Source organism: Massilia sp. Root335 (assembly GCF_001425685.1).
Lineage (GTDB): Bacteria > Pseudomonadota > Gammaproteobacteria > Burkholderiales > Burkholderiaceae_D > Telluria > Telluria luteola.
The window spans coordinates 1-21,625 of sequence record NZ_LMCY01000011.1 but is presented as its reverse complement, the minus strand read 5'-3'; the positions used below and the strand labels follow the sequence as shown (position 1 = coordinate 21,625).

Here is a 21,625-nt window from a genome sequence, read left to right as displayed (position 1 = left end):
TCAGGGTCGTTCGTCGGCCGGCGCGAGCGCGATGCGCAGCAGGCCGGTGTTGGCGCGCATGGACGGCAGCGCGAGCGCCAGGCGGCGGCGCTGTCCGTCCCATTCGAACGGCAGGGCGCGTCCGTCCAGGCTGACGCCGGCGGGACGCGTGCCGATATTGTGGATGATGACGCTCACCTCGCGCGGGGCCGGCGTGTAGTGCTTGCCGGTTTCGTCGCTCAATTCGATGGTCAGCGCGTTGCCGGACAGCCGGCTGGCGAAATGCAGCACCTGGTATTGGCCGCGCTCGAACGCGTCCGGCGTGCTGCCGTCGTCGTCGTAGATTTTTCCGTGGCCGGCATGCACCGCGGGGTCGTGGTAGTAGTGCACGGCCAGCTTCGCGAGCGAATAGTCGCGCGTGCTCTGCACCGGTTCCACCTCGCCGATGAAGGCGCCGGCCCGCACGAACACGGGAATGTGGTCGGGCACCAGGTCCACCATGTGGATGGTGCCGCCCGCGTATTCGCGGTCGGTGGCGAAGTCGAACCACGGGCCGCGCCTGGGCAGGTAGACCGGCTGGCGCTGCGCGTGCGACGTCAGCACCGGCGACACGAGCATGTCGTCGCCCCACAGATAGGTGTCCGAGACGAGGCGCAGCGCGGGGTTGTCCGGTTCGTCGAACATCAGGGGCCGCATCAGCGGCATGCCGCTGACGTGGTTGTCGAACGCCAGCGTGTAGTTGTAGGGCAGCAGGCGGTAGCGCAGGCGCGCCGCGGCGCGCGCCGCCGCCATCGGGGCGGGGGCGCGGTACACGGGTTCGGAAGCGACTTCCTCCTGGCCGTGCGGCCGGAACACCGGCTGGAACGTCCCGTATTGCATCCAGCGCGCGTACAACTCGTCGTCCAGGTTGGCGCCGGCGAAGCCGCCCAGGTCGGAGTGCATGTAGGCCACGCCCTGCATGCCCATCTGCAGCGACAGTTCCGGCTGTCCCTGCAGGCCGCCCCACGTGCGGTTCGAGTCGCCCGACGACGGAATCAGGCCGTAGCGCTGGGAGCCCGAGTAGCCCGCGCGCGCCAGGATGAACGGGCGCTCGTTCGGGTAGTCGCGGCGGTAGCCGTCGGCCATCATGCGCGCCCATTCGTGGCCGTACAGGTTGTGCACCTGGTCGGCGCTGCCGGTCTGGTGGCGCATCGCGGACGGATGGCCTTCCGGCTCGCCCAGGTCGCAGAAGCAGCCGGCCACGCCCTGCGCGTGCAGGTCCTTGTAGCGTTCCCAGAACCAGTCGCGCGCGGCCGGCTTGAAGATGTCGATCAGGCCCGTGCGGCCGAAATAGACGTCGTACACGAGCGGCTTGCCGTCCGGCCCCTTGGCCAGCACGTCGCGCCGCAGCGCTTCCTGCCAGCGTTTCGAGGCCGTCATCACATACGGTTCGATGCTGACGATGGTCTTGACGCCCTTGGCCGCGAAGTCGGCCATCATCTTGCGCGCGTCCGGGAACCGCTCCTTCGTGAATTCGAGGTTGCCGACCTGGCCCTTCATGTCCACGCCATACCAGTAGATGTCGAAGATGATGGCGTCGAGCGGGATGCCGGCCGCGATGTATTTGTCCACCGTGGCGCGCGCCTCGGCTTCGGAGTGGTAGCCGAAGCGGCTGGCGAAGCTGCCCAGTGCCCAGCGCGGCGGCATCGGCTGGCGGCCGGTCAGCGCCGTGTAGCTGGCCAGCAGTTCCGGCCAGCTGTCGGCCGCGATCACCTGGTAGGTGCTGCGTCCGCCGCGGACCTCGAAGGCGAGGGTGTCGTCGTGGCGGCTGTCGATGTCGACGTCGCCGCGCTGCGGATTGTCGAAGTGGATCGCGTACAGCCGGGACGACAGCACCAGCGGCAAGGCGTAGGCGACCTGCTCGGAATGGGTCTCGTAGCCGTAATGCGCCTTGTTGTACAGCGGCAGCCGGTAGCCGCGCCGGTTCATGCCCAGCACGCGGCCGCCCGCGCCATAGATCGTTTCGTCCGGCGTCAGCGTGAAGTCGATGCGCTCGCCTTGCGCCGTGCGTGCGTAGCCGTGCTTTTCCGCCGTCAGCGGCTGGCCGCGATACGTGTACGAGATCGCGAACGGCGCCCGGCGCACGGTGACGCCGAGCGCGCCCAGGTCGAATTCGAGGCCGCCGTCGCGCTCGCGCACGGCCGCGCGCGCGGGCAGCGCCGCCGGCTTCAGCACGACCGCGTGCGAGACCGGATCGAAGCGTTCGCCGGCCGGCACGAAGGTGGTTTCCACGATCTTGTCGGTGTACGGCTGGATGCGGACCACGCCGTCGCTGACGGTGAGGTCGAGGCGGCCGTCATGTTGACTCCAGGAAATTAAATGGCGGTCGGCCGCGAGGGCGGGCGTGAGTGTTGCGGAAAGGATAAGCAACAAGGTGCAGCGGAATGGCATGGTCGTCACGGGGGTCCGGTGGAGTGAAATTTTCAACGAAGCAAGTCGATGTATGTAATTAAACTACGACAATTACATAAAGTAAACATTGTTAGGACAAAATGCCCGTGATATGCTTTCTCGTTGTATTTATGTCTATTCAGGTTATACGTAACTTTGCTACACATGACGGGATCGCAATGAGAACAACTTTCCGCGCCGCCACGCTTTTGCTGGCATGCGCACTATCGGGCGCGGTTGCCGCCCAGGACGAAGAGGGCTTCCACGGGTATTTACGCGCCGGCTTCGGCGGCAGTTCGACGGGCGGGCCGCAGAGCTGCTACAGCCTCGGCGGCAACACGCTGAAATACCGGCTCGGCAACGAGTGCGACGCCTACACCAAGTTCGGCTACACCAAGCAGGTGGCGCAGGCGGACGACGTGACCTTCTTCGCCACGCTGTGGCTGGCCGCGTACAGCCCCCATTCGGATTTCGACGGCGCCCGGACCGAGATCAACAAGGCGTATGTCGAGGCGCGCGGCCTGCCGTTCCTGAACGGCGGCACGGCCTGGATCGGCAAGCGCGATTACCTGTGGAGCGACATCCACATGCTCGACCTGTGGTACGTCATCCCGACCTACAACAGCACGGGCGCGGGGTTCGACCGGATTCCCGCGGGCCCCGGCAAGTTCTCGTATGCCGTGTTCAAGGACAACGACCACAACATCGCCAGCCGCACGACCGGCGCGGTCGTCGACACGTCGGCGGCCATGCGCCACAACTTCGTCTACCAGGACCTGCCGGTGAACCCGGGCGGTTCGCTGAACGCGATCGCCACGCTGGTGCAGGCGCAGGGCGGCCCCGGGCGGCATGGCGGGTGGCAGATGACGGTCTTTCACAAGCAGTACGGCGTGGCCGGCGGCGTCAACACGGCGGTGCTGCAGTACGGCGTCGGCCCCGGCACCGGGGTGGGGCCGGGCGCGGACGAGGGCGTCGCGCTGTTCGGTCCGTCCGGCAGCACCATGCTGGGCCACGACGTGAGCGAAATGCGCGCCTTCGATTATTTGTGGATCCAGCCGCGGCCCGATTTCGGCATGTCGTTCGTCGTGCTGATGCAGCGCGATAAGTCGAATGCCCAGGGCAGCAGCACCTGGGCCAGCATCGGCGCCCGTCCCCTCTTCGGCCTGGGCCGCTACGTCAAGCTGCAGTTCGAATTCGGCACCGATCGCCTGACCGATCCGGCCGGCGGGCCCGCCAGCCGGCTCACCAAGTTCACCGTCGCGCCCACGATTTCCGCCGGACCGGGGCTGTGGTCGCGCCCGGAATTGCGCGCCTTCGTCACGTACGGCAAGTGGAACGGCGCGGCGACGCCGCTGGTCAATGCCGCCAACGGTTCCGGTCCGGTCTACGGCACGCGCACGAGCGGGCTGTCGTCCGGGATCCAGGTCGAGGCCTTTTTCTGAAAGCGCGGGGAAACATGATGCGTAAAACGCTGGCGCTGGCCGTGTCCGGCCTCGCCCTCGCGCTGGATGCCCGGGGCCAGGACTACGCCATCCGCCACCTCGAACCCCTGTCGTGGTGGACGGGCATGAAGAATCCGCACGTGCAGTTGATGGTGCACGGCGACCGCATCGGCGAGCTGACGCCGCGCGTGGCGTACGACGGCGTGCGGATCGCGCACGTCGAGCGCGTCGCCAATCCGGACTACCTGTTCATCGATCTCGACATCGGCGCGCACGCGCGGCCCGGCGAGTTCATGCTGCGGTTCGCGAAGAACGGCAGGGACGTGCTGAGCCATCCGTACCGGCTCGCCGCGCGCGCGCCGGGTTCCGCCCGGCGCCGCGGCTTCGGGCCCGCCGACGCCATCTACCTGCTGGTGCCGGACCGCTTCGCGAACGGCGACCCGGGCAACGACAGCGTGCCGGCATTGACGGCGGAAGCGACGGACCGCGCCGACCCGGACGGCCGCCACGGCGGCGACATCCGCGGGATCCGCGACCATCTCGGCTACATCGCGGACCTGGGTTTCACGATGCTGTGGCCGGCCCCGCTCAACGAGAACGACATGTCGAAGTACTCGTACGCCGGTTATTCGATCACCGACTTCTACCACGTCGACGCACGCTTCGGCAGCAACGAGGACTACCGCCGGCTGGTGGCCGACGCGAAGGCGAAGGGGCTGGGCGTGATCCACGACATGGTGTTCAACCACGTCGGCGCCGGGCACTGGTGGATGAAGGACCTGCCGGCCGCCGACTGGGTCAATCCGGCCGGCAGGTTCAACCGCCATGCGCACGTCACCGTGGAGGACATGCACGCCTCGCTCGACGACCGCGGCAACTTCACCGACGGCTGGTTCGACGCCAACAAGCCGGACCTCAACCAGCGCAACCCGCTGCTCGCCACCTACCTGATCCAGAACACGATCTGGTGGACCGAATATCTCGGCGTGGCCGGCATCCGCATCGACACGTACTCGTATTCCGACAAGGCGTTTCTCGCGCGCTGGGCCCGGGCCTACCGCGCCGAGTATCCGAACCTGACGATGGTGGGCGAGGACTGGCACGACAGTCCGGCCGTCGTCTCGTACTGGCAGCAGGGCAAGCGCAATCGCGACGGCTACCGCGCGCCGCTGCCCGCCGTGATGGACTTCCCGCTGCACTATGCCTGGCTGGCTGGCATGACGCAGGCGCCGGGGGAGCACACTGGCCTGGCGCGGATCTACGAATTGCTGGCCCTCGACTTCCTGTACCCGGATCCGGGCCGGCTGGTGATCTTCCCCGGCAACCACGACACGCCGCGCTTCTATTCCTCGCTGGGCGAGGACTTCGACCTGTACAAGATGAGCATCGCCTGGTACGCGACCACGCGCGGCGTGCCGCAGCTGTTTGCCGGCGACGAGATCCTGGCGACCAGCCCCCTCGAGCGCGCCGACGGCCTCGTACGCGCCGATTTCCCCGGCGGCTGGGCGGGCGACCCGGTCGATGCCTTCAGCGGCCGGGCCTTGTCGGCGCGGCAGCAGGAAGCGCAGCGGCTCGTGCGCACGCTGTTCAACTGGCGCAAGCATTCGGCGGCGGTCGGGCAGGGCAGGCTGGTGCACTTCACGCCGGAACACGGCACCTACGTGTATTTCCGCTGTCACGGCACCGACAAGGTCATGGTCGCGCTCAACGAGAACCGGGCCGAGACCGTGCTCGCGACCGCGCGCTTCGGCGAGATGCTGGGTGCGCATGCCACCGGGACCGACGTCGTGACGGGCAAGACCTACGATCTCGCCGAGCGGATCACGTTGCCGCCGCGCTCGGCGCTGGTGCTGGAGATCCGGCAGTAGCGGTCGAGTAACGCATTCTTTTCAAATGGAGAATCAAATGAACAATATCGAACCAACGTTGGGACAGGATGTGCCCGCACCGCTGGGCGGCGCCGTGCCGCTGCGCGCGCTGCGGGAAGCGGCCGGCCGGCTGCTCCTGCCGCTGTGGCGCGGCGACCTGAAGTTCAGGCGCACGGGCTGGCAGTTCGCACTGCTCGTCGCGGCCGCGGCGGCGGCCGTCGTGTACGGCGCCTGGCAGCAGGACGTCATCCACGACTTCAGCGCCATGGCCGGCGCCAGGGTCGCGTACGTCTTCTACATGGTGCCGGCCCTCGACCTCGGCACGCAGGACCGGCCGCTGGCCGAACTCCTGGTCTGGATCGCCATCGGGCGCGCGCTGTTCGACATCCTGTGCGCCTGGCTCGACATGGTGTTCCACAAGCGGATCACCGGCCGCCCGTTCGACTGGGAATCGATGATCAACGTCGCGCTGGTGAACGGCCTGTTTTCGTGCGCCGCCTTCTTCGCCGTGCTGAACCAGCCGGTGCGCCGCTTCCTGGCGCATTACGACGCGCTGGTCGCCCAGGTGCCGACCCTGGTCGACCTGAACGGATCGGTGGCGCTGGCGGCGGCGGTGCTGATCGGCGATTTCTGCTTCTACTGGTCGCATCGCCTGTGCCACGAGACGCGCTGCTTCTGGAACCTGGGCCACATCAACCACCACCGCAACCGCAACCTGACGCAGATGACCTGCGCCATCGAACCGGGCTGGCTCCCGCTGCAGGCGGCCGGCGGCGCGGCGCTGCTGCTGTTGCCCGTGCTGTCCAAGCTGTTCACCGCCGATATCCGCGATGCCGGCGCCGCGCTGGCCGTGCTGATGGTGATCGATGCGCTGGTCGACCCGTCCCACTCGATCTTCATGTACTGGGTCGAGTCGAAATCGCGCGTGCTGCGGGCGCTGCGCCATGTGTTCGTCACCGTCGGCGTGCACTACATGCATCACTCGTGCGAGGTGACGGGGCCGCACGGCACGGGGGCCAATTTCGGCGCGCGGCTGAGCATCTGGGACCGCCTGTTCGGCACGTATGTCGAGCCGACCGGGCAACTCCCGCGCACCGGCCTGTTCGATCCACACGCGGACCTCTGCGTGAACCCGTTGCGCTACGTGGTGCTGCCGTATCTGCGCATGGGCCTGGAGCTGCGCCGCAACCGGGTGAGCGACTGGCCTTTCATCCTGTTCGGCAGCACGGACTACGAGCCGCCGAATCCCGTCCCGCTGAGCCGCTAGGCCGGAGCACCCCATGCTGAACGATACCGCACTCGAAACGCTGTTTTACGCGGCCCGCACCCACCACGGCTGGCACGACCGCGACGTCACCGACGCCCAGTTGGCGCGCCTGTACGACCTGCTGAAATGGGCGCCGACCTCGGCCAACGGGGCGCCGGCCCGCTTCGTGTTCGTGAAGTCGCGGGCAGCCAGGGACAAGCTGGCGGCCTGCATGGCGCCCGGGAACCAGGCCAGGACGGCGCAGGCGCCGGTCACCGTCGTCGTCGGGATGGACATGGCGTTCCACGACAAACTGCCGCAGTTGTCGCCGGCCGTGGATGCGCGCGCCTGGTTCGCAGGGAACGACGCCCTGATCGCGGCCACCGCCTTCCGCAACTCGTCGCTGCAGGGCGCCTACCTGATCATGGCGGCGCGCGCCATCGGCCTGGATTGCGGTCCGATGTCCGGCTTCGACCACGCACAGGTGGACGACGCGTTCTTTGCCGGCACCGCCATCCGCTCCAATTTCGTGTGCAGCATCGGCTATGGCGACGCGTCCTGCCTGCGTCCGCGCGCGCCGCGGCTGGGCTTCGGGGAAGCGTGCCGGATCGCCTGAGGCCGGACGTCAGGTGCTGTCCCGCTCCACGATGGTGAAGCCGATGTCGCGCACGACCTCGGGAATGTCCTTGCCCGCGATCCGGTCGATGAGGAAGTTCGCCGCGATGCCGCCCATCGCGCGGCCGTCGATGCGCACGGTGGTCAGGGCAGGGTACAGCTCGGCCGCGAACGGGTGGTCGCCGAGGCCGACGACGGCCAGCCGGCCCGGCACGTCGATGTCCAGCACGCGCGCTTCCGTCAGCACGCCGAGCGCGACCATGTCCGAACTGCAGAAGACGGCGTCGATGTCGGGATGCGCCGCCAGCAGCGCGCGCAGGGCGACGCGGCCGTTCGCGGCCGTGCCCGGCGCGGGGATGGAGTGGAACGGCACCTGGCCGTCCGGACCTTGCATGTCGAGGCGCACGGCCGCCTGCGCGAAGGCGTTGTTGCGGCGCTGGGCGCGTTCGTCGGAAGCGCTGATCACGGCCACGCGGCGGCGCCCGCGCTGGTACAGGAATTCCGCCACCGCCTGGCCCGCGTCCTCGTGCGAAAAACCGACCAGCATGTCGGCCGGCGTGGGCGTCAGGTCCCACGTCTCGACGAGCGGAATGGCGCTGGCCTGCAGGCGGCGCCGGCCCTGCGCGGACCGCATGATGCCGGCGAGGACGATGCCGTCCGGCCGGCGCCCGATGATCGCTTCGAGCAGTTCGTCCTCGCGCGAATTCACATAACCCGCCTGCCCCAGGATGAGCTGGTAGCCGGCGCCGGCCAGCGTCTCCGTCAGCGACTGGATCATGTCGAGGAACACGGAGCCCGCGATGGTGGGCAGGATCGCCGCGATCATGCGGCTCTTCGTCGACGCCAGGCTGCCGGCGAGCAGGTTGGGCACATAGCCGGTGCGCTCGATCGCCGAGCGCACTTTCTGCACGAGGTCGGCCGATACCTTTTCCGGCGAATTCAGCACGCGCGACACCGTGATCGGCGCCACGCCCGCGACGCGGGCCACGTCCACGAGCGTGAGTCCGCCTTTCGTGCGGCGTGTCTTCTTCGGCGGTTCGGCCGGCATGTTCATGCAGCCTCCGGGCGGCCTGCGCGGCAAATGCGGTTCGGGAACTTTTGAAAATCGGTCATGTCTATTATTGCGCTCTTTTTAAATGGGTCGCATAGCGAAGGGAATCGATAGGACTCTACGTGCTCTCATGGATAGCAACAAGATACCATTTCCCTTTTCCGCAAAAGTGGAGCGGGAAGGGAAATGTTTTTCATAAGTCATTTAGAGATTTAATTGATTGCGCTACCAAAACAATGTTCAGAATTGGGCCGCCGAGAGAGTTGTTGTTTATAGGCAAAACTGCGCCAATTAGATATAGCGGATTATTGTGATGGTAGCGCTATCTAAAATAGCCTGAAATCGTGCACCCCGGATCAGGCAGCGAACGCCTGATAACCGCTGCGATTTGCCCGCAACCGCGCGTTCGTGAAGAGCGGCGCGTTACGTTTGCCGGCCTGGGTCCCTCTGCGGATTGGATTTATCGCTCGTGTCCTGTTCAATTTTCTGCCGCCACATTTCGGCCCGAAACCACCACCTTGCACAAGCGTGTTGCGCTTTTCGGACGAATTGTCGAGCTATCAAATTTCAGCATACTTTTTCGCAAATAAAATATACATACGATGTTAGCGTACAACAGTGATGTTATGGCGTTTGACAAAAATCACGCTGAATCACTACACTCATGAAACCGATTACAAGACCATAACGACTACATCGCCTGTGCAATAAATAAAGCATGGAGACAACAATGCCAACCTCCGCCGGCCATCGCCGATCATTCCGGACCGGGACCATGATCCCGACCTCTCTACAACGCCGATCCGGCCGTGCCGCGTTCCGGCAAGCAGCCCCGAATTCGCACTGACCCATTATTGCGGCCGCCGCAGGGTGGCCGTATTCATCCGCAGTCGTAACCAGCCCCGCCGTTGAAGCGGGGCACCACAAACAGAGCACAGGAGACTACATGACTCGATTCAAGAGAACCGCGATCGCCGTCGCAGTGGGCCAGATCGCATTGCTCGCCGGCGGCACCGCGCTGGCGCAGACCCAGGCAACCCAGGACGCCAACGTCGTCGTCGTGACGGGCCAGCGCGCCGCGCTGCAGTCCGCACAGAAGATCAAGCAGAATTCGGACGAGATCGTCGACTCGGTCGTGGCCGACGACATCGGCAAGCTGCCGGACCGCTCGGTGACGGAAGTGCTGCAGCGCGTCGTCGGCGTCACGATCGACCGCACCATGTCCAAGGGCGACCCGGAACACTACTCGGTCGAAGGCTCGGGCGTGAACGTGCGCGGCCTCTCGTACGTCCGCTCGGAACTGAACGGCCGCGATTCGTTCTCCGCCAACGGCGGCCGCGCGCTGAACTTCGAAGACGTGCCGCCCGAACTGATGGCCGGCGTCGACATCTACAAGAATCCGTCCGCCGAACAGATCGAAGGCGCCGTGGGCGGCCTCGTGAATCTGCGCACGGCGATGCCGTTCGACTACAAGGGCCGCAAGTTTGCCTTGACGGTGGAAGACACCTACTCGGAACTCAAGAAAGGCAAGCGCCAGCCGTCCGCCTCCTTCATGTTCTCGAACCGCTGGAAGACCGGCTTCGGCGAAGTCGGCGCCCTCGTCGACCTCGCGTATTCGGAGCACGGCGACCGCACGGACGCGTTCCAGGTCGAGCCCTACTATCCGCGCGCCGACGTCGTGTCGGGCAAGACCGTCTGGGTGCCGAAAGGCTCGCAATGGCGCACGCTGCAATTCGAGCGCAAGCGCGAAGGCGCCTACGGCGCACTGCAGTGGAAGAAGGACAGCACGCTCAGCTCCTCGCTCACCTTCTTCAAGTCGCGCTACAAGATGCACTGGGACGAGCAGGCGATCTTCGCCCAGTCCAGCCCCTACAACATCAAGGTCAGCCCGGACGCCACGTTCGATTCGAAGGGCGCGCTGCTGACCGGCACGCTGACCGATCCGCAGGACAACGGCATCAACTTCGGCGGCGACACGCGCTCGGCCGACCGCAAGTCGGACACGACGGACATCGCGTGGAACGTGCGCTGGCGCCCGAACGACCGCTGGACCCTGAGCACGGACCTGCAGCGCATCCGCGCCACGACCAGCAGCTTCGACTCGACCGTGGCCACCGGCGTGCAGATGCCGAGCGAGACGGTCGACCTGCGCGGCGACGTGCCCTCGCTGTCGTTCACGGACGCCGACCGCGCCTACCTGGCGGATCCGAGCCATTACTACTGGGCGTTCACGATGGAACACCAGGACCGCAGCAAGGCCGGCGAATGGGCCTGGCGGTCGGACGCGAAGTATGACTTCGACCATCCGGTGCTGCGCGACATCCGTTTCGGCGTGCGCCTGACGGACCGCGACTCGCGCAACGAGAACTCGAACCCGAGCTACAACTGGGCGGCCGTCACCCAGACCTGGCAGGTCGGTCCGACCAGCACGCTGTCGAGCCTCGCGTACCTGGGCGACCCGCGCTTCAACAACCAGGTGCAGATCCACTCGTTCAACAACTTCTTCAACAACAACACGTCAGTGCCGGCGCTGGTCTTCCCGGCCGTGTCGCTGGCGACCGGCTATCCGGGCACGTATGCCCAGCTGCACACGTATCCGAACATGCTGTGTAACGACGGCAGCGGCAAGTGCACGTCGTGGAATCCGGCCACGTTCGGCACCGACCCGGCCGGCATCAACGACCAGAAGGAGAAGACCGGCGCGCTGTATTCGCAACTGCGCTTCGGCTTCGACGACCTGAAATACCCCGTCGACGGCAACATCGGCGTGCGCTACGTGAAGACCGACATGACGGCGCACGGCTACACGGTGTTCACGCCGAGCACGTCGACCGGCCCGGCCATTCCGGTCTTCACCGGCTTCTCCCAGAAGCAGGACTTCAGCAACAGCTACAACAACGTGCTGCCGAGCCTGAACCTGCGCATGAAGGCGACCGACAAGCTGCAGTTCCGCTTCGGCCTGTCCACCGGCATCTCGCGCCCCGATTTCAGCGACCTGCAGGGCTACACGACGCTGTCGCAGAACGTGGACAATTCCAGCGGCCTCGTTACCTACACGGGTACGGGCACCGGCAATCCGAACCTGCGCCCCGTCCGTTCGCACCAGTATGACTTGACGGCCGAGTGGTATTTCGCGCCGTCCGGCTCGCTGACCTTCGCGCTGTTCAACAAGCAGCTGAAGGACGTCATCATCAAGCAGTCCTACGGCTATAACGTGTCGGACAACACCGGCAAGCCGTACACGTTCACCGTGACGGGCCCCGTGAACGGCGCGGACGGCCATGCGCGCGGCGCCGAGATCGCGTACCAGCAGTACTTCGACATGCTGCCGGGCTGGCTGTCGGGCTTCGGCGTCCAGGCGAACTTCACCTTTGTCGACAGCAAGATCGACCTGCACACGCCGGTGCACTCCGTGTATTGCTCGGGCGGGAATACGGCCGACAACTACAACCTGAACCTGAACGGCTGCGACATCGACGGCAAGACGTTCGGCGACCTGCCGCTGATCGGCCTGTCGCGCCAGACGTACAACCTGGCGCTCATGTACGACAAGGGACCGCTGTCGGCACGCCTGGCCTGGAACTGGCGCTCGAAGAACCTGCAGAACGTGAACGTGAACGGCACGCAGGGCACGGACGGCACCGATACCAACCCGAGCAGCCCGACCTATGGCCAGCACAACGTGGCGTGGGCGTTGCCGGTGTGGTCCGACGGCTACGGCCAGCTCGACGCCTCGGTGTTCTACAACATCACGGAGCGGCTGGCGTTCGGCGTGGAAGCGCAGAACCTGACGGACTCCAAGACCCGCCAGCTGATGCAGCAGGGCATCGGGTTCAAGGGCCGCGCATGGTTCGTGTCGGGGCCGCGCTATACGGCCAAGATGCGCTACAGCTTCTGATGTAACACCGTCGTCCCTGCGAAGGCAGGGACCCCAGTTCTGCGGGCGTCTCGTCGGCGCATGCAAAATAGGGCCCCCGCCTCCGCGGGGGCGACGTTCATACGATCACAGTCCTTCCAACCCCAACGCCTTCGCGTTCGTCCGCAGGAACGCCACCTGCGCCGCCCGCGTGTCCGGCCCGTCGTAAGGCAGCAGGGTCCACAGCTCCGACGCCTGCATGTGCCGCCCCGGCGCCAGCCGGACGTACGGCGCATGCACTTCCATCTCCATCAGTCCCTTGTCGGGCGCGTCCGGCTGCCAGTCGTTGTACAACTCGATCTGGCCCTGGTCCGGATGGATGGCCGCGCGCGGCTGGTGCGCGAACTGGATCACCAGCACCTGGCCGTCGTGGAAGCCCGCCATCCAGCCGCCCGCCGGCTGCAGCAGCATCTTGCCGTTGCGGTGCGGCTGGCCTTTGCCGGCCGGGTAGGCGTCGAGCGAGAACAGCCCGTCCGCCAGCGTCCACGTGAGCGGCACCATGTCCGGCTTGGGTTCGATGGCCTGCTGGCGCACGTCCTCGCGGCGTGCGACCGGCACATAGACCCGCGTGTCGGCGTGGGCGCGCGTATTGAACCAGATGTCCCAGGCCACCTGGCTCGTGCGGATGTTCGCCGCGTCGACGTCCAGGCGCAGGCTGTGCGGCTTGCCGGCGACGAGGCTGTAGCGCTTCACGAGCTGCAGGCCGTTCACGGGGCTGGCCGGGCTCGCGAGCGTGATGGCGTCGGCGCGCTTGTCCTCGACCTTGTAGCGGGCGAGGCTCAGCCAGGGATCGGGCGGCCAGGGCGCACCGGCGCGCGCGGGGTTCACGTCCTGGTGCGACCACCATTCCTTTTGCGGTCCGACCCAGATTTCGTGGCCGAGATACCCGACGTTGTCGGTGCTCGCGTCGACGGGCGCGCCGGGATCGCCGGCCCGGGTATCGACTTTGAGGAAGTTGGGTTGGCCGGCCAGCCCGAACGACAGCAGGCGGCCGCCGATGGCGTCCGTGACGGTCGCGCGCACGCTGCCGTTGTCGAGGGTGTGGACGGGAATGTCGGACGCCGCGTGGGCGGCGGCCATGAGGGCGCAGGGCAGGGCCAGCGCGAGGGCGGTCTTGCGTGGAATGGGCATGATATGTCGGGCTGTGTGAAATCGGTTTCAGCCTGACAGCTTAGCAAAGAATCCGGCACTCGGGGGCGCGTCCCCGAGTGTTTGCCGGGCTTCTTTTCGCAGTTTCCACCCCAAGTTCGCATGCTGCGAGATGCGACGATCTTGGGCCCCTGCCTGCGCAGGGGCGACGGTCTTACTGCTGGCGATACGAGCCAGTCAAATGGACGCTGGCGCGCTTCTTTTTGGCAGAAGGTCCTAGCGCGCTTCTGCCACCGCCAGCGCCGTCATGTTGACGATGCGGCGCACGGTCGCGCTCGGGCTCAGGATGTGCACGGACTTCGCCGCGCCCAGCAGGATCGGGCCGACCGTCACGCCCTTGCCCGACGTGACCTTGAGCACGTTGAACAGGATGTTGGCGGCGTCCAGCGACGGCATCACGAGCAGGTTGGCGCTGCCGGCGAAACCGTCATCCGACTGGTACACGCGGCGGATGTCTTCCGACAGCGCGGCGTCGCCATGCACTTCGCCCAGCACCGGCAGTTCCGGCGCGCTCGTGGCGAGCAGGGCGCGCGCGTCGCGCATGCGCTGCGCGGACGGACGCTGGGACGAGCCGAAGATCGAATGCGACACCAGCGCCGCCTTCGGTTCCACGCCGAAGTGACGCATCTCTGTCGCGGCCAGCTTCGTGATCGCCGCCAGTTCCTGCGCCGACGGATTGTCGTTGACATAGGTGTCGGTGATGAACAGGGTCATCTTGTCGAGCACCAGCGCGTTCATCGCGGCCAGCACGTCGGCGCCCGGCGCGAGGCCGATCTCGTTCTTCACGTGCGCCAGGTGGGTGTCGTAGCTGCCCTGCATGCCGCAGATCAGCGAGTCGACCTGGCCGGCGTTCAGCAGATGGGCACCTTGCAGGGTCGTGTCGCCCTCGGCCTCGACGAGCGTGTAGTCGACGTCGCGCTTCAGGCGCAGGCCGGACTGCTTGATCGCTTTTTCCACGTCGGCCGCGCGGCCGATCAGGACGGGCTTCGCGAGACCCTCGTCGACGACGGTCTGCACGGCGCGCAGCACGCGCGGTTCGCTGCCGTCGGCGTAGGCGACGCGTTTCGGCGCGGCCTTGGCCTTGGCGAACACGGGCTTCATGAAGAAGCCGGTGTGGTAGATCATCTCGCCCAGTTTGTCGCGGTAGGCGTCCATGTCGGCGATCGGACGGGTGGCGACGCCCGACGCTTCCGCGGCCCTGGCGACGGCCGGCGCGATGGCGGCCATCAGGCGCGGGTCGAACGGTTTCGGGATGATGTAGTCGGGGCCGAAGGTCAGGTCCTGGCCGGCGTACGCGGCGGCGACGGCGTCGTTGGCTTCCGCCTCGGCCAGTTCGGCGATCGCGCTCACGCACGCCAGCTTCATCTCGGTCGTGATGCGCGTCGCGCCGCAATCGAGGGCGCCGCGGAAGATGTACGGGAAGCACAGCACGTTGTTGACCTGGTTCGGATAGTCCGAACGGCCGGTCGCCACGATGCAGTCCGGCCTGGCGGCCTTCGCCACTTCGGGACGGATCTCCGGCTCCGGGTTCGCGAGGGCCAGGATGACGGGGCGGTCGGCCATGGTCTTCACCATGTCGCCGGTGAGCACGCCCGCCGTCGAGCAGCCGAGGAACACGTCGGCGCCGTTCACGATGTCGGCCAGCGTGCGCGCGCTCGTATCCTGCGCGTAGCGGGCCTTGTTGGCTTCCATGTTCGCTTCGCGGCCCTGCCAGATCACGCCCTTCGAATCGGCGACGAACACGTTCTCGCGTTTCACGCCCAGGCTCACCATCATGTCGAGGCAGGCGATGGCCGCCGCGCCCGCGCCGGACGCCACCAGTTTCACCCGGCCGATGTCCTTGCCGACGACCTTCAGCGCGTTGAGCAGCGCGGCGGACGAGATGATGGCGGTGCCGTGCTGGTCGTCGTGGAAGACGGGGATGTTCATCCGCTCGGACAGCTTCTTCTCGATGTAGAAGCACTCGGGCGCCTTGATGTCTTCCAGGTTGATGCCGCCGACGGTCGGCTCGAGCATCGCGATCGCTTCGATGAGTTTATCGGGATCGTTCTCGGCCAGCTCCAGGTCGAACACGTCGACGCCGGCGAATTTCTTGAACAGGCAGCCTTTGCCCTCCATGACGGGCTTGCTGGCCAGCGGGCCGATATTGCCCAGGCCGAGGACCGCGGTGCCGTTCGAGATCACGGCGACCAGGTTGCCCCGCGACGTGTATTCGGCGGCGGTGGCCGGGTTGGCGGCGATCTCCTCGCAGGCGTAGGCCACGCCGGGCGAATAGGCGAGCGACAGGTCGCGCTGGTTGGACAGGGGTTTCGTCGCCACGACCTCGATCTTGCCGCGCACGGGGCTGCGGTGGTATTCGAGCGCGTCGGCGCGTAACTGGGTGTCTTTAGCCTCGTTCAGGCTGCTTTCGGTACTCATTGCTTCTCCTATGCCGCTTGGCGCGGACGATGTTGTGTATTCTTTGCTGCCGTCCCGTGCGCGGCAGGGACCGCGGGGGTGACGTGTGCCGGGACATGCGCCGCGTTTCGAGTCGAAAGCGGTGCCGCGGGCACCGCCCGTCGCCCGCACGGCGCGGATGGCCGGGGCTGTACGCGCGCTCCTGGCGCAGGCGTAGACGGGGGCGCCGTGGTCGACGGCGATACGCGATCATACGTGATCGCGGGCTTTGTTGCTTAGTTCGCCAGATATTACGTATATCACTGCGGCCTGAACATGCGGAACAGTTGCGCCGGCCCGACCTCGAAATAGTCGGCCGGACCGCCGCCGCGCAGGATGTGGCCCGCGCGCGCCGTGTCGTAGACGCCGTCCGTGAGCAGCGCCCGGTCGATGTGCACGCCGACCACTTCACCCAGCACGAGCCAGCTCGGCACGGCCTGCCCGTCGGCGCCCTGCAGCCGCACGACCTGGGTGAGCCGGCACTCGAACGAGACGGGCGCTTCCAGTACGCGCGGCACGTCGACGAGCCGCGACGCCACGGGTGTCAGGCCGGCCAGCGCGAATTCGTCGACGTCGGGCGGCACGGCGGCGCAGGTGGCGTTCATGCGGTCGGCGAGGGCGCGCGTGGCCAGGTTCCAGCAGAACGCGCCCGTTTCCTCGACGTTGCGGACGGTGTCCTTGTAGCCGATGCTGGCGAATCCGACGATGGGCGGCGTGTAATTGAAGGCGTTGAAGAAGCTGTACGGCGCGAGGTTGAGGGTGCCGGCGCGGCTGCGCGACGAGATCCAGCCGATGGGACGCGGCCCGACGATGGCGTTGAAGGGATCGTGCGGCAGGCCGTGGCCGGCGCGCGGTTCGTAGAAATGGATGCTGTCGTTCATCGGGACTCCTGTGTGCGGCCGTCACGATACCGCATCGGGCCGCGGGTGTGGGCAACGCCATCGTTTCCCGGTTGTTTGCAACTAACCGACGCGTCGCGACACCAAAACTCGCAGGGCGGGCACCCCGTGCCCGCGCGGAAGGTTCGCATGTCGCACGCATCCGCGTGGGCGGGGGCCGCCCACCCTACGATACCGTGCGTACGTGTGACGTTCGCGTGTCGCACGCGGGCGGGGCCGCCCGCCCTACGACATCGTGCACGCGCCCGTAGGGTGGGCACCCCGTGCCCACACGTGACGCTCGCATGTCGCTTGCATCCGTGTGGGCGGAGGTCGCCGACCCCGAGCGTTCCACCGGCACTTGAATGGACACCGACATCGTTCCATCGAACGATGTCACACCATTCACCCGCCGAACGCCACCTCAGGCACTCCGCACACCCCCGGCCGCACGAGCAGCACCGCACCCGCCAGCGGATCGTCCTCGCGCCCCGGCTGCACGATCGAGGTGACGAGCAGGGTATCGAGCGCCGGCCCGCCGAAGCAGGGCATCGACGGCTTCGGCACCGGCAGCGCCAGTTCGCGGTCCAGCTTCCCGCCCGGCGTGAAGCGCAGCAGGCTGCCGCCGTCGTTGCCGGCGACCCAGTAGCAGCCGTCGCTGTCCATCGTGGCGCCGTCCGGCCGGCCCGCGTACGCGGCCATGTCGGCGAACAGGCGCCGGCCGTGCGGGACGCCGGCGTCCACGTCGTAGTCGAACGCCCACACGCGCCGGCGCGTGGGATGCGAGTCGGACAGGTACATCGTGCGGCCGTCGGGCGACCAGGCGAGGCCGTTCTGCGTGACGAGGCCGGAGACGAGCGGCGCCGACAGCCCGGCCGCGTCGTAGCGGTACAGGCGGCCGATCGGCAGCGCCGCGGCCATGTCCATCCACATCGTGCCGCTCCAGAAGCGGCCCTGGCGGTCCGTGCGGCCGTCGTTGAAGCGCATGCCGGGCGCCAGTTCCGGCGGCGCGCCCAGGCGCTCGGCGCGCACGGTGCCGTCATCCTGCAGGTCGACGGCGAAGACGCCGGTCTCCATGCCGGCGATCAGGCCGCCCCTGGCGCGCGGCGCGATGCAGGCGACCATCTCGGCCGCCGTCCAGTGGCGCGTGCTGCCGGTCGCATGATCCAGGCGCCAGATGCGGCGCGCGGGGATGTCGACCCAGTACCAGGCCTGCTCGGCCGCGTGCCACACCGGGCTCTCGCCGACGGTGCAGCGCACGCCACTGATGCTTTCCACGACCGCGTCAGGCATGCGCCAGCTCCTCCGGCAGGCGGGCCGTCGCCTGGGTCGGCACGAGCATCTTCATGATGATCCACGCCGCCAGGTACGCCAGCGCGCAGAACGCGAACATGATCATGTAGCCGGTCTGGATCTGGCCCAGGCCGCCGTAGTAGTCGAACAGCCTGCCGCCGACCTTGGTGACGAGCACGCCGCCGATGCCGCCCGCCAGTCCGCCGATGCCGACCACCGACGCGACGCAATGGCGCGGGAACAGGTCCGACGTGATCGTCAGCAGGTTGGCCGACCACGCCTGGTGCGCCGAGGCCCCGACGCCGATCAGGATCACGGGCACCCAGTAGCCGAAGTGGCCCAGCGGCTGCGCCAGCAGCACGACGAGCGGGAAGAAGGCGATGATGAGCATGGCCTTCATGCGGCTGTCGTACGGCGCGTCGCCGCGGCGCATGAAGCGCGTCGGCAGCGCGCCGCCGCCGATGCTGCCCACCATCGTCATGCTGTACAGGACGGCCAGCGGCAGCACGAGGTCGGACGTGGCCATGCCGTATTTGTCGGTCAGGTATTTCGGCAGCCAGAACAGGAAGAACCACCACACGCCGTCCGTCAGGAATTTACCGACGATGAACGCCCACGTCTGGCGCAGGCCGAGCAGCGTACGCCAGCCGGGCGCGGGGCCGGTCGCGGCCACCGGCGCGGCGCCGGCGTCGTCGCTGCGGATGTAGTCGAGTTCCGTGCGCGACAGGCGGCGCTGGCGTGCCGGCTCGTCGAACAGGAACACCCAGAACACGACCCACAGGAAGCCGATGCCGCCGATCCAGATGAACGCGGCCTGCCAGCCCCAGATCGCGGCGAGCACGGGCACCGTCAGCGGCGCCAGGATCGCGCCGATGTTGGCGCCGGAATTGAAGATGCCCGTCGCGAACGAACGCTCGGACTTGGGGAAGTATTCGGCGGTGGCGCGGATCGCGGCCGGGAAGTTGCCCGCCTCGCCGATCGCGAGGATCGTGCGCGCGACGATGAAGCCGAGGACGGAGGCCGGCACGGCGAGGCCGAGAATGGCCTTGAGGCCGGCGCCGAGTTCGATCGAATACGCGTGGGCGACGGCGCCGCCCGACCAGATGACGATGGCGAGCGTGTACGCGGTCTTGGTGCCGAGGCGGTCGACGATGCGGCCCGCGAGCAGCAGGGCGATCGCGTACACGAACTGGAACGCGGCGGCGATGTTGGCGTAGTCGGTGTTCGACCAGCCGAATTCCTTCGACAGCGACGGCGCGAGAAGGCTCAGCACCTGGCGGTCGAGGTAGTTGACGGTGGTGGCGAAGAACAGCAGCGCGCAGATGGTCCACCGGAAGTTGCCGCCGGCGGTCGGGGCGGCGTCGCTTGTGCGATTGCGTGTCATGGTCAGGCCTTCTATCAGGTTGTGCCGACTTGTGCGCGGCCGGCGTCTCCTCCGGCCGTTGCCGTCGCCGCCGGATGGGCGGGCGACGGCGGGTGGCCGGCACATCGTACCAGCCACCCTGTGCTGCTAAACGTCTACATGATGATTATTTCGCGACCTGCAGCGTGCCGTCGACCATGCGCGCGAGACCCAGCGGGTTGTCGTCGCGCAGGGCTTCCGGCAGCAGGTCGGCCGGCACGTCCTGGTAGCACACCGGACGCAGGAAGCGTTCGATGGCGGTGGCGCCCACCGACGTCGAGCGGCTGTCGGACGTGGCCGGGAACGGGCCGCCGTGGACCATCGCGTGCGACACTTCGACGCCGGTCGGGAAGCCGTTGAACAGCACGCGGCCGGCCTTGCGCTCCAGCGTCGGCAGCAGGCCGGCGGCCAGTTCGCGGTCGGCGGCGGCGGCGTGCACGGTGGCCGTCAGCTGGCCTTCCAGGTGGCGCGCCACGGCCAGCATCTCGGCTTCGTCGCGGCACGCGATCACCAGCGACGCCGGGCCGAAGATCTCTTCGTCCAGCGCCGGGCTGGCGATGTACGTGGCGGCGTCGGTGGCGTACAGCGCGGCCTGCGCGGCGCAGCCGGTGCCTTCGGCGCTGCCTTGCGCGACCAGTTCCACGTTGGCGATGCCGGAGCGGCGGCCGACGGCGTCGACGTAAGCCTGATGGATGCCGGCGGTGAGCATCGTGCCCGCACCCTTGGCGCCCAAGGCCTCGGCGGCGGCGGCGCGGAACGCGTCCAGGTCCTTGCCGGCCAGGGCGATCACGAGGCCCGGGTTGGTGCAGAACTGGCCCACGCCCAGCGTGAGCGAATCGACGAAGGCGCCGGCCAGTTTGGCGCCGCCGGCGGCGAGGGCGCCCGGCAGCATGAACACCGGATTGATGCTGCTCATTTCGGCATAGACGGGGATCGGCTCGTGGCGCGCGTTCGCCGTGCGCACGAGGGCGAGGCCGCCCTGGCGCGAACCGGTGAAGCCGACCGCCTTGATGGCCGGATGCGCGGCCAGCGCCTGGCCGGCCACGCGGCCTTCGCCGATCAGCATCGAGAACACGCCGTCCGGCATGCCGCAGTCCTCGGCCGCCTGGCGCACGGCCTTGCCGACCAGTTCCGACGTGCCCAGGTGGGCGCTGTGCGCCTTCACCACGACCGGGCAGCCGGCCGCCAGCGCGGACGCGGTGTCGCCGCCGGCGACGGAGAATGCGAGAGGGAAGTTGGACGCGCCGAACACGGCGACGGGGCCCAGGCCGATCTTGCGCATGCGCAGGTCGGAGCGCGGCGGCGTGCGCTGCGGCAGGGCGGAATCCAGCGTCGCTTCCAGGAAGTGCCCGTCGCGCACGACCTTGGCGAACAGGCGCAGCTGGTTGCAGGTGCGTCCGCGTTCGCCTTCCAGGCGTGCCGCCGGCAGGCCGGATTCGGCGGACGCGCGCTCGATCAGCAGCGGGCCGATGTCCATGATGCGGTCGGCGATGGTTTCCAGGAAGCGTGCGCGCTGTTCGAGCGGCAGGCTGCGGTACGGGTCGAACGCGAGTTCCGCCTGCGCGCACGCGGCGGCGACGTCGTCTTCCGTCGCGAGGCCGAATTCCGGCTCCATCTGCGCGCGGGTCGACGGATTGAAGGCACGGGTCGTGCCGGCGCTGCCGCGCACGACGCGGCGGCCGATGATCATTTCACCTTGGATGCTCATGTGTCTGTTTTCCTGGTCGTAGCGGTGGTTATTGGGCGCCCTGGGCGATGATCAGCTTGTGCAGCATGTCCGATTCTTCCGGCGTCAGGTCGGTCAGCGGTGCGCGCACCGGGCCGCCGTCGTGGCCGACCAGGCGCGCGCCGGCCTTGACGATCGACACGGCGTAGCCGGCCTTGCGGTTGCGGATCGCCAGGTAGGGCAGGAAGAATTCG

The 21,625-nt window shown here is 67.5% G+C and carries 13 protein-coding genes and 1 pseudogene; 5 read left to right on the top strand and 9 right to left on the bottom strand.

The genetic code is table 11. The annotated features are described in order from the left end of the window. Complete coding sequence (locus tag ASC93_RS08115; RefSeq protein WP_056439913.1) at positions 1 to 2,409, bottom strand: TIM-barrel domain-containing protein; 2,409 nt, start codon at positions 2,407 to 2,409, stop codon at positions 1 to 3. Positions 2,410 to 2,588: 179 nt separating this feature from the next. Between ASC93_RS08115 and ASC93_RS08110 the strand changes: the two genes are divergently transcribed. The 4 genes from ASC93_RS08110 to ASC93_RS08095 are packed head-to-tail and all read left to right on the top strand — an operon-like array spanning position 2,589 to position 7,581. Next, positions 2,589 to 3,851 carry a carbohydrate porin gene (locus ASC93_RS08110; RefSeq protein WP_056439911.1) on the top strand — a complete coding sequence of 421 codons (1,263 nt, stop codon included), beginning with the start codon at positions 2,589 to 2,591 and terminating at the stop codon, positions 3,849 to 3,851. A gap of 14 nt (positions 3,852 to 3,865) precedes the next feature. Further along, positions 3,866 to 5,719, top strand: coding sequence for a glycoside hydrolase family 13 protein (locus tag ASC93_RS08105; RefSeq protein ID WP_229412645.1), 1,854 nt, complete (start codon positions 3,866 to 3,868; stop codon positions 5,717 to 5,719). A 37-nt stretch (positions 5,720 to 5,756) separates the two neighbouring features. Further along, entirely contained in the window at positions 5,757 to 6,986 is a 1,230-nt protein-coding gene (locus ASC93_RS08100) for a sterol desaturase family protein (protein ID WP_056439908.1), read from the top strand. A 13-nt stretch (positions 6,987 to 6,999) separates the two neighbouring features. Further along, entirely contained in the window at positions 7,000 to 7,581 is a 582-nt protein-coding gene (locus tag ASC93_RS08095; protein WP_056439906.1) for a malonic semialdehyde reductase, read from the top strand. A gap of 9 nt (positions 7,582 to 7,590) precedes the next feature. On the opposite strand, the gene ASC93_RS08090 is transcribed toward ASC93_RS08095, so the two are convergent. Further along, positions 7,591 to 8,634 (bottom strand): LacI family DNA-binding transcriptional regulator, encoded by a 1,044-nt coding sequence (locus ASC93_RS08090; RefSeq protein ID WP_056439904.1) that lies wholly within the window; start codon positions 8,632 to 8,634, stop codon positions 7,591 to 7,593. A 943-nt stretch (positions 8,635 to 9,577) separates the two neighbouring features. On the opposite strand from ASC93_RS08090, the gene ASC93_RS08085 reads away from it, so the two are divergent. Next, on the top strand, positions 9,578 to 12,529 hold the full coding sequence (locus ASC93_RS08085) for a TonB-dependent receptor (protein ID WP_056439903.1): 2,952 nt from the start codon (positions 9,578 to 9,580) through the stop codon (positions 12,527 to 12,529). A gap of 105 nt (positions 12,530 to 12,634) precedes the next feature. Here the strand turns inward: ASC93_RS08085 and ASC93_RS08080 are convergent, their stop codons facing one another. From ASC93_RS08080 to ASC93_RS08050, 7 genes and pseudogenes are all read right to left on the bottom strand, one after another. Continuing rightward, complete coding sequence (locus ASC93_RS08080) at positions 12,635 to 13,678, bottom strand: DUF4380 domain-containing protein (RefSeq protein WP_082547854.1); 1,044 nt, start codon at positions 13,676 to 13,678, stop codon at positions 12,635 to 12,637. 234 nt (positions 13,679 to 13,912) lie between these two features. After that, the gene (locus ASC93_RS08075) at positions 13,913 to 16,114 is read right to left on the bottom strand and encodes an NADP-dependent malic enzyme (RefSeq protein ID WP_056439901.1); all 2,202 of its coding nucleotides are present in this window, start codon (positions 16,112 to 16,114) and stop codon (positions 13,913 to 13,915) included. A gap of 278 nt (positions 16,115 to 16,392) precedes the next feature. Further along, positions 16,393 to 17,013, bottom strand: a complete 621-nt coding sequence (locus ASC93_RS08070) for a flavin reductase family protein (RefSeq protein ID WP_056439898.1) — start codon at positions 17,011 to 17,013, stop codon at positions 16,393 to 16,395. 402 nt (positions 17,014 to 17,415) lie between these two features. After that, on the bottom strand, positions 17,416 to 18,303 hold the full coding sequence (locus ASC93_RS08065; RefSeq protein ID WP_200958284.1) for an SMP-30/gluconolactonase/LRE family protein: 888 nt from the start codon (positions 18,301 to 18,303) through the stop codon (positions 17,416 to 17,418). After that, positions 18,296 to 19,687, bottom strand: coding sequence for an MFS transporter (locus ASC93_RS08060; protein ID WP_056439896.1), 1,392 nt, complete (start codon positions 19,685 to 19,687; stop codon positions 18,296 to 18,298). Before ASC93_RS08060 ends, ASC93_RS08065 begins: the two co-directional genes overlap by 8 nt. A gap of 145 nt (positions 19,688 to 19,832) precedes the next feature. Beyond that, positions 19,833 to 21,413 (bottom strand): aldehyde dehydrogenase (NADP(+)), encoded by a 1,581-nt coding sequence (locus ASC93_RS08055; protein ID WP_056439895.1) that lies wholly within the window; start codon positions 21,411 to 21,413, stop codon positions 19,833 to 19,835. Positions 21,414 to 21,441: 28 nt separating this feature from the next. Then, positions 21,442 to 21,625: pseudogene (locus ASC93_RS08050) on the bottom strand (5-dehydro-4-deoxyglucarate dehydratase); the annotation flags it as partial.

Excerpts from the sequence above, each read along its gene's own strand:
- ASC93_RS08115 (WP_056439913.1), bottom strand. The coding sequence starts at position 2,409 with ATGCCATTCCGCTGCACCTTGTTGCTTATCCTTTCCGCAACACTCACG.
- ASC93_RS08110 (WP_056439911.1), top strand. The coding sequence starts at position 2,589 with ATGAGAACAACTTTCCGCGCCGCCACGCTTTTGCTGGCATGCGCACTA.
- ASC93_RS08105 (WP_229412645.1), top strand. The coding sequence starts at position 3,866 with ATGATGCGTAAAACGCTGGCGCTGGCCGTGTCCGGCCTCGCCCTCGCG.
- ASC93_RS08100 (WP_056439908.1), top strand. The coding sequence starts at position 5,757 with ATGAACAATATCGAACCAACGTTGGGACAGGATGTGCCCGCACCGCTG.
- ASC93_RS08095 (WP_056439906.1), top strand. The coding sequence starts at position 7,000 with ATGCTGAACGATACCGCACTCGAAACGCTGTTTTACGCGGCCCGCACC.
- ASC93_RS08090 (WP_056439904.1), bottom strand. The coding sequence starts at position 8,634 with ATGAACATGCCGGCCGAACCGCCGAAGAAGACACGCCGCACGAAAGGC.
- ASC93_RS08085 (WP_056439903.1), top strand. The coding sequence starts at position 9,578 with ATGACTCGATTCAAGAGAACCGCGATCGCCGTCGCAGTGGGCCAGATC.
- ASC93_RS08080 (WP_082547854.1), bottom strand. The coding sequence starts at position 13,678 with ATGCCCATTCCACGCAAGACCGCCCTCGCGCTGGCCCTGCCCTGCGCC.
- ASC93_RS08075 (WP_056439901.1), bottom strand. The coding sequence starts at position 16,114 with ATGAGTACCGAAAGCAGCCTGAACGAGGCTAAAGACACCCAGTTACGC.
- ASC93_RS08070 (WP_056439898.1), bottom strand. The coding sequence starts at position 17,013 with ATGAACGACAGCATCCATTTCTACGAACCGCGCGCCGGCCACGGCCTG.
- ASC93_RS08065 (WP_200958284.1), bottom strand. The coding sequence starts at position 18,303 with ATGCCTGACGCGGTCGTGGAAAGCATCAGTGGCGTGCGCTGCACCGTC.
- ASC93_RS08060 (WP_056439896.1), bottom strand. The coding sequence starts at position 19,687 with ATGACACGCAATCGCACAAGCGACGCCGCCCCGACCGCCGGCGGCAAC.
- ASC93_RS08055 (WP_056439895.1), bottom strand. The coding sequence starts at position 21,413 with ATGAGCATCCAAGGTGAAATGATCATCGGCCGCCGCGTCGTGCGCGGC.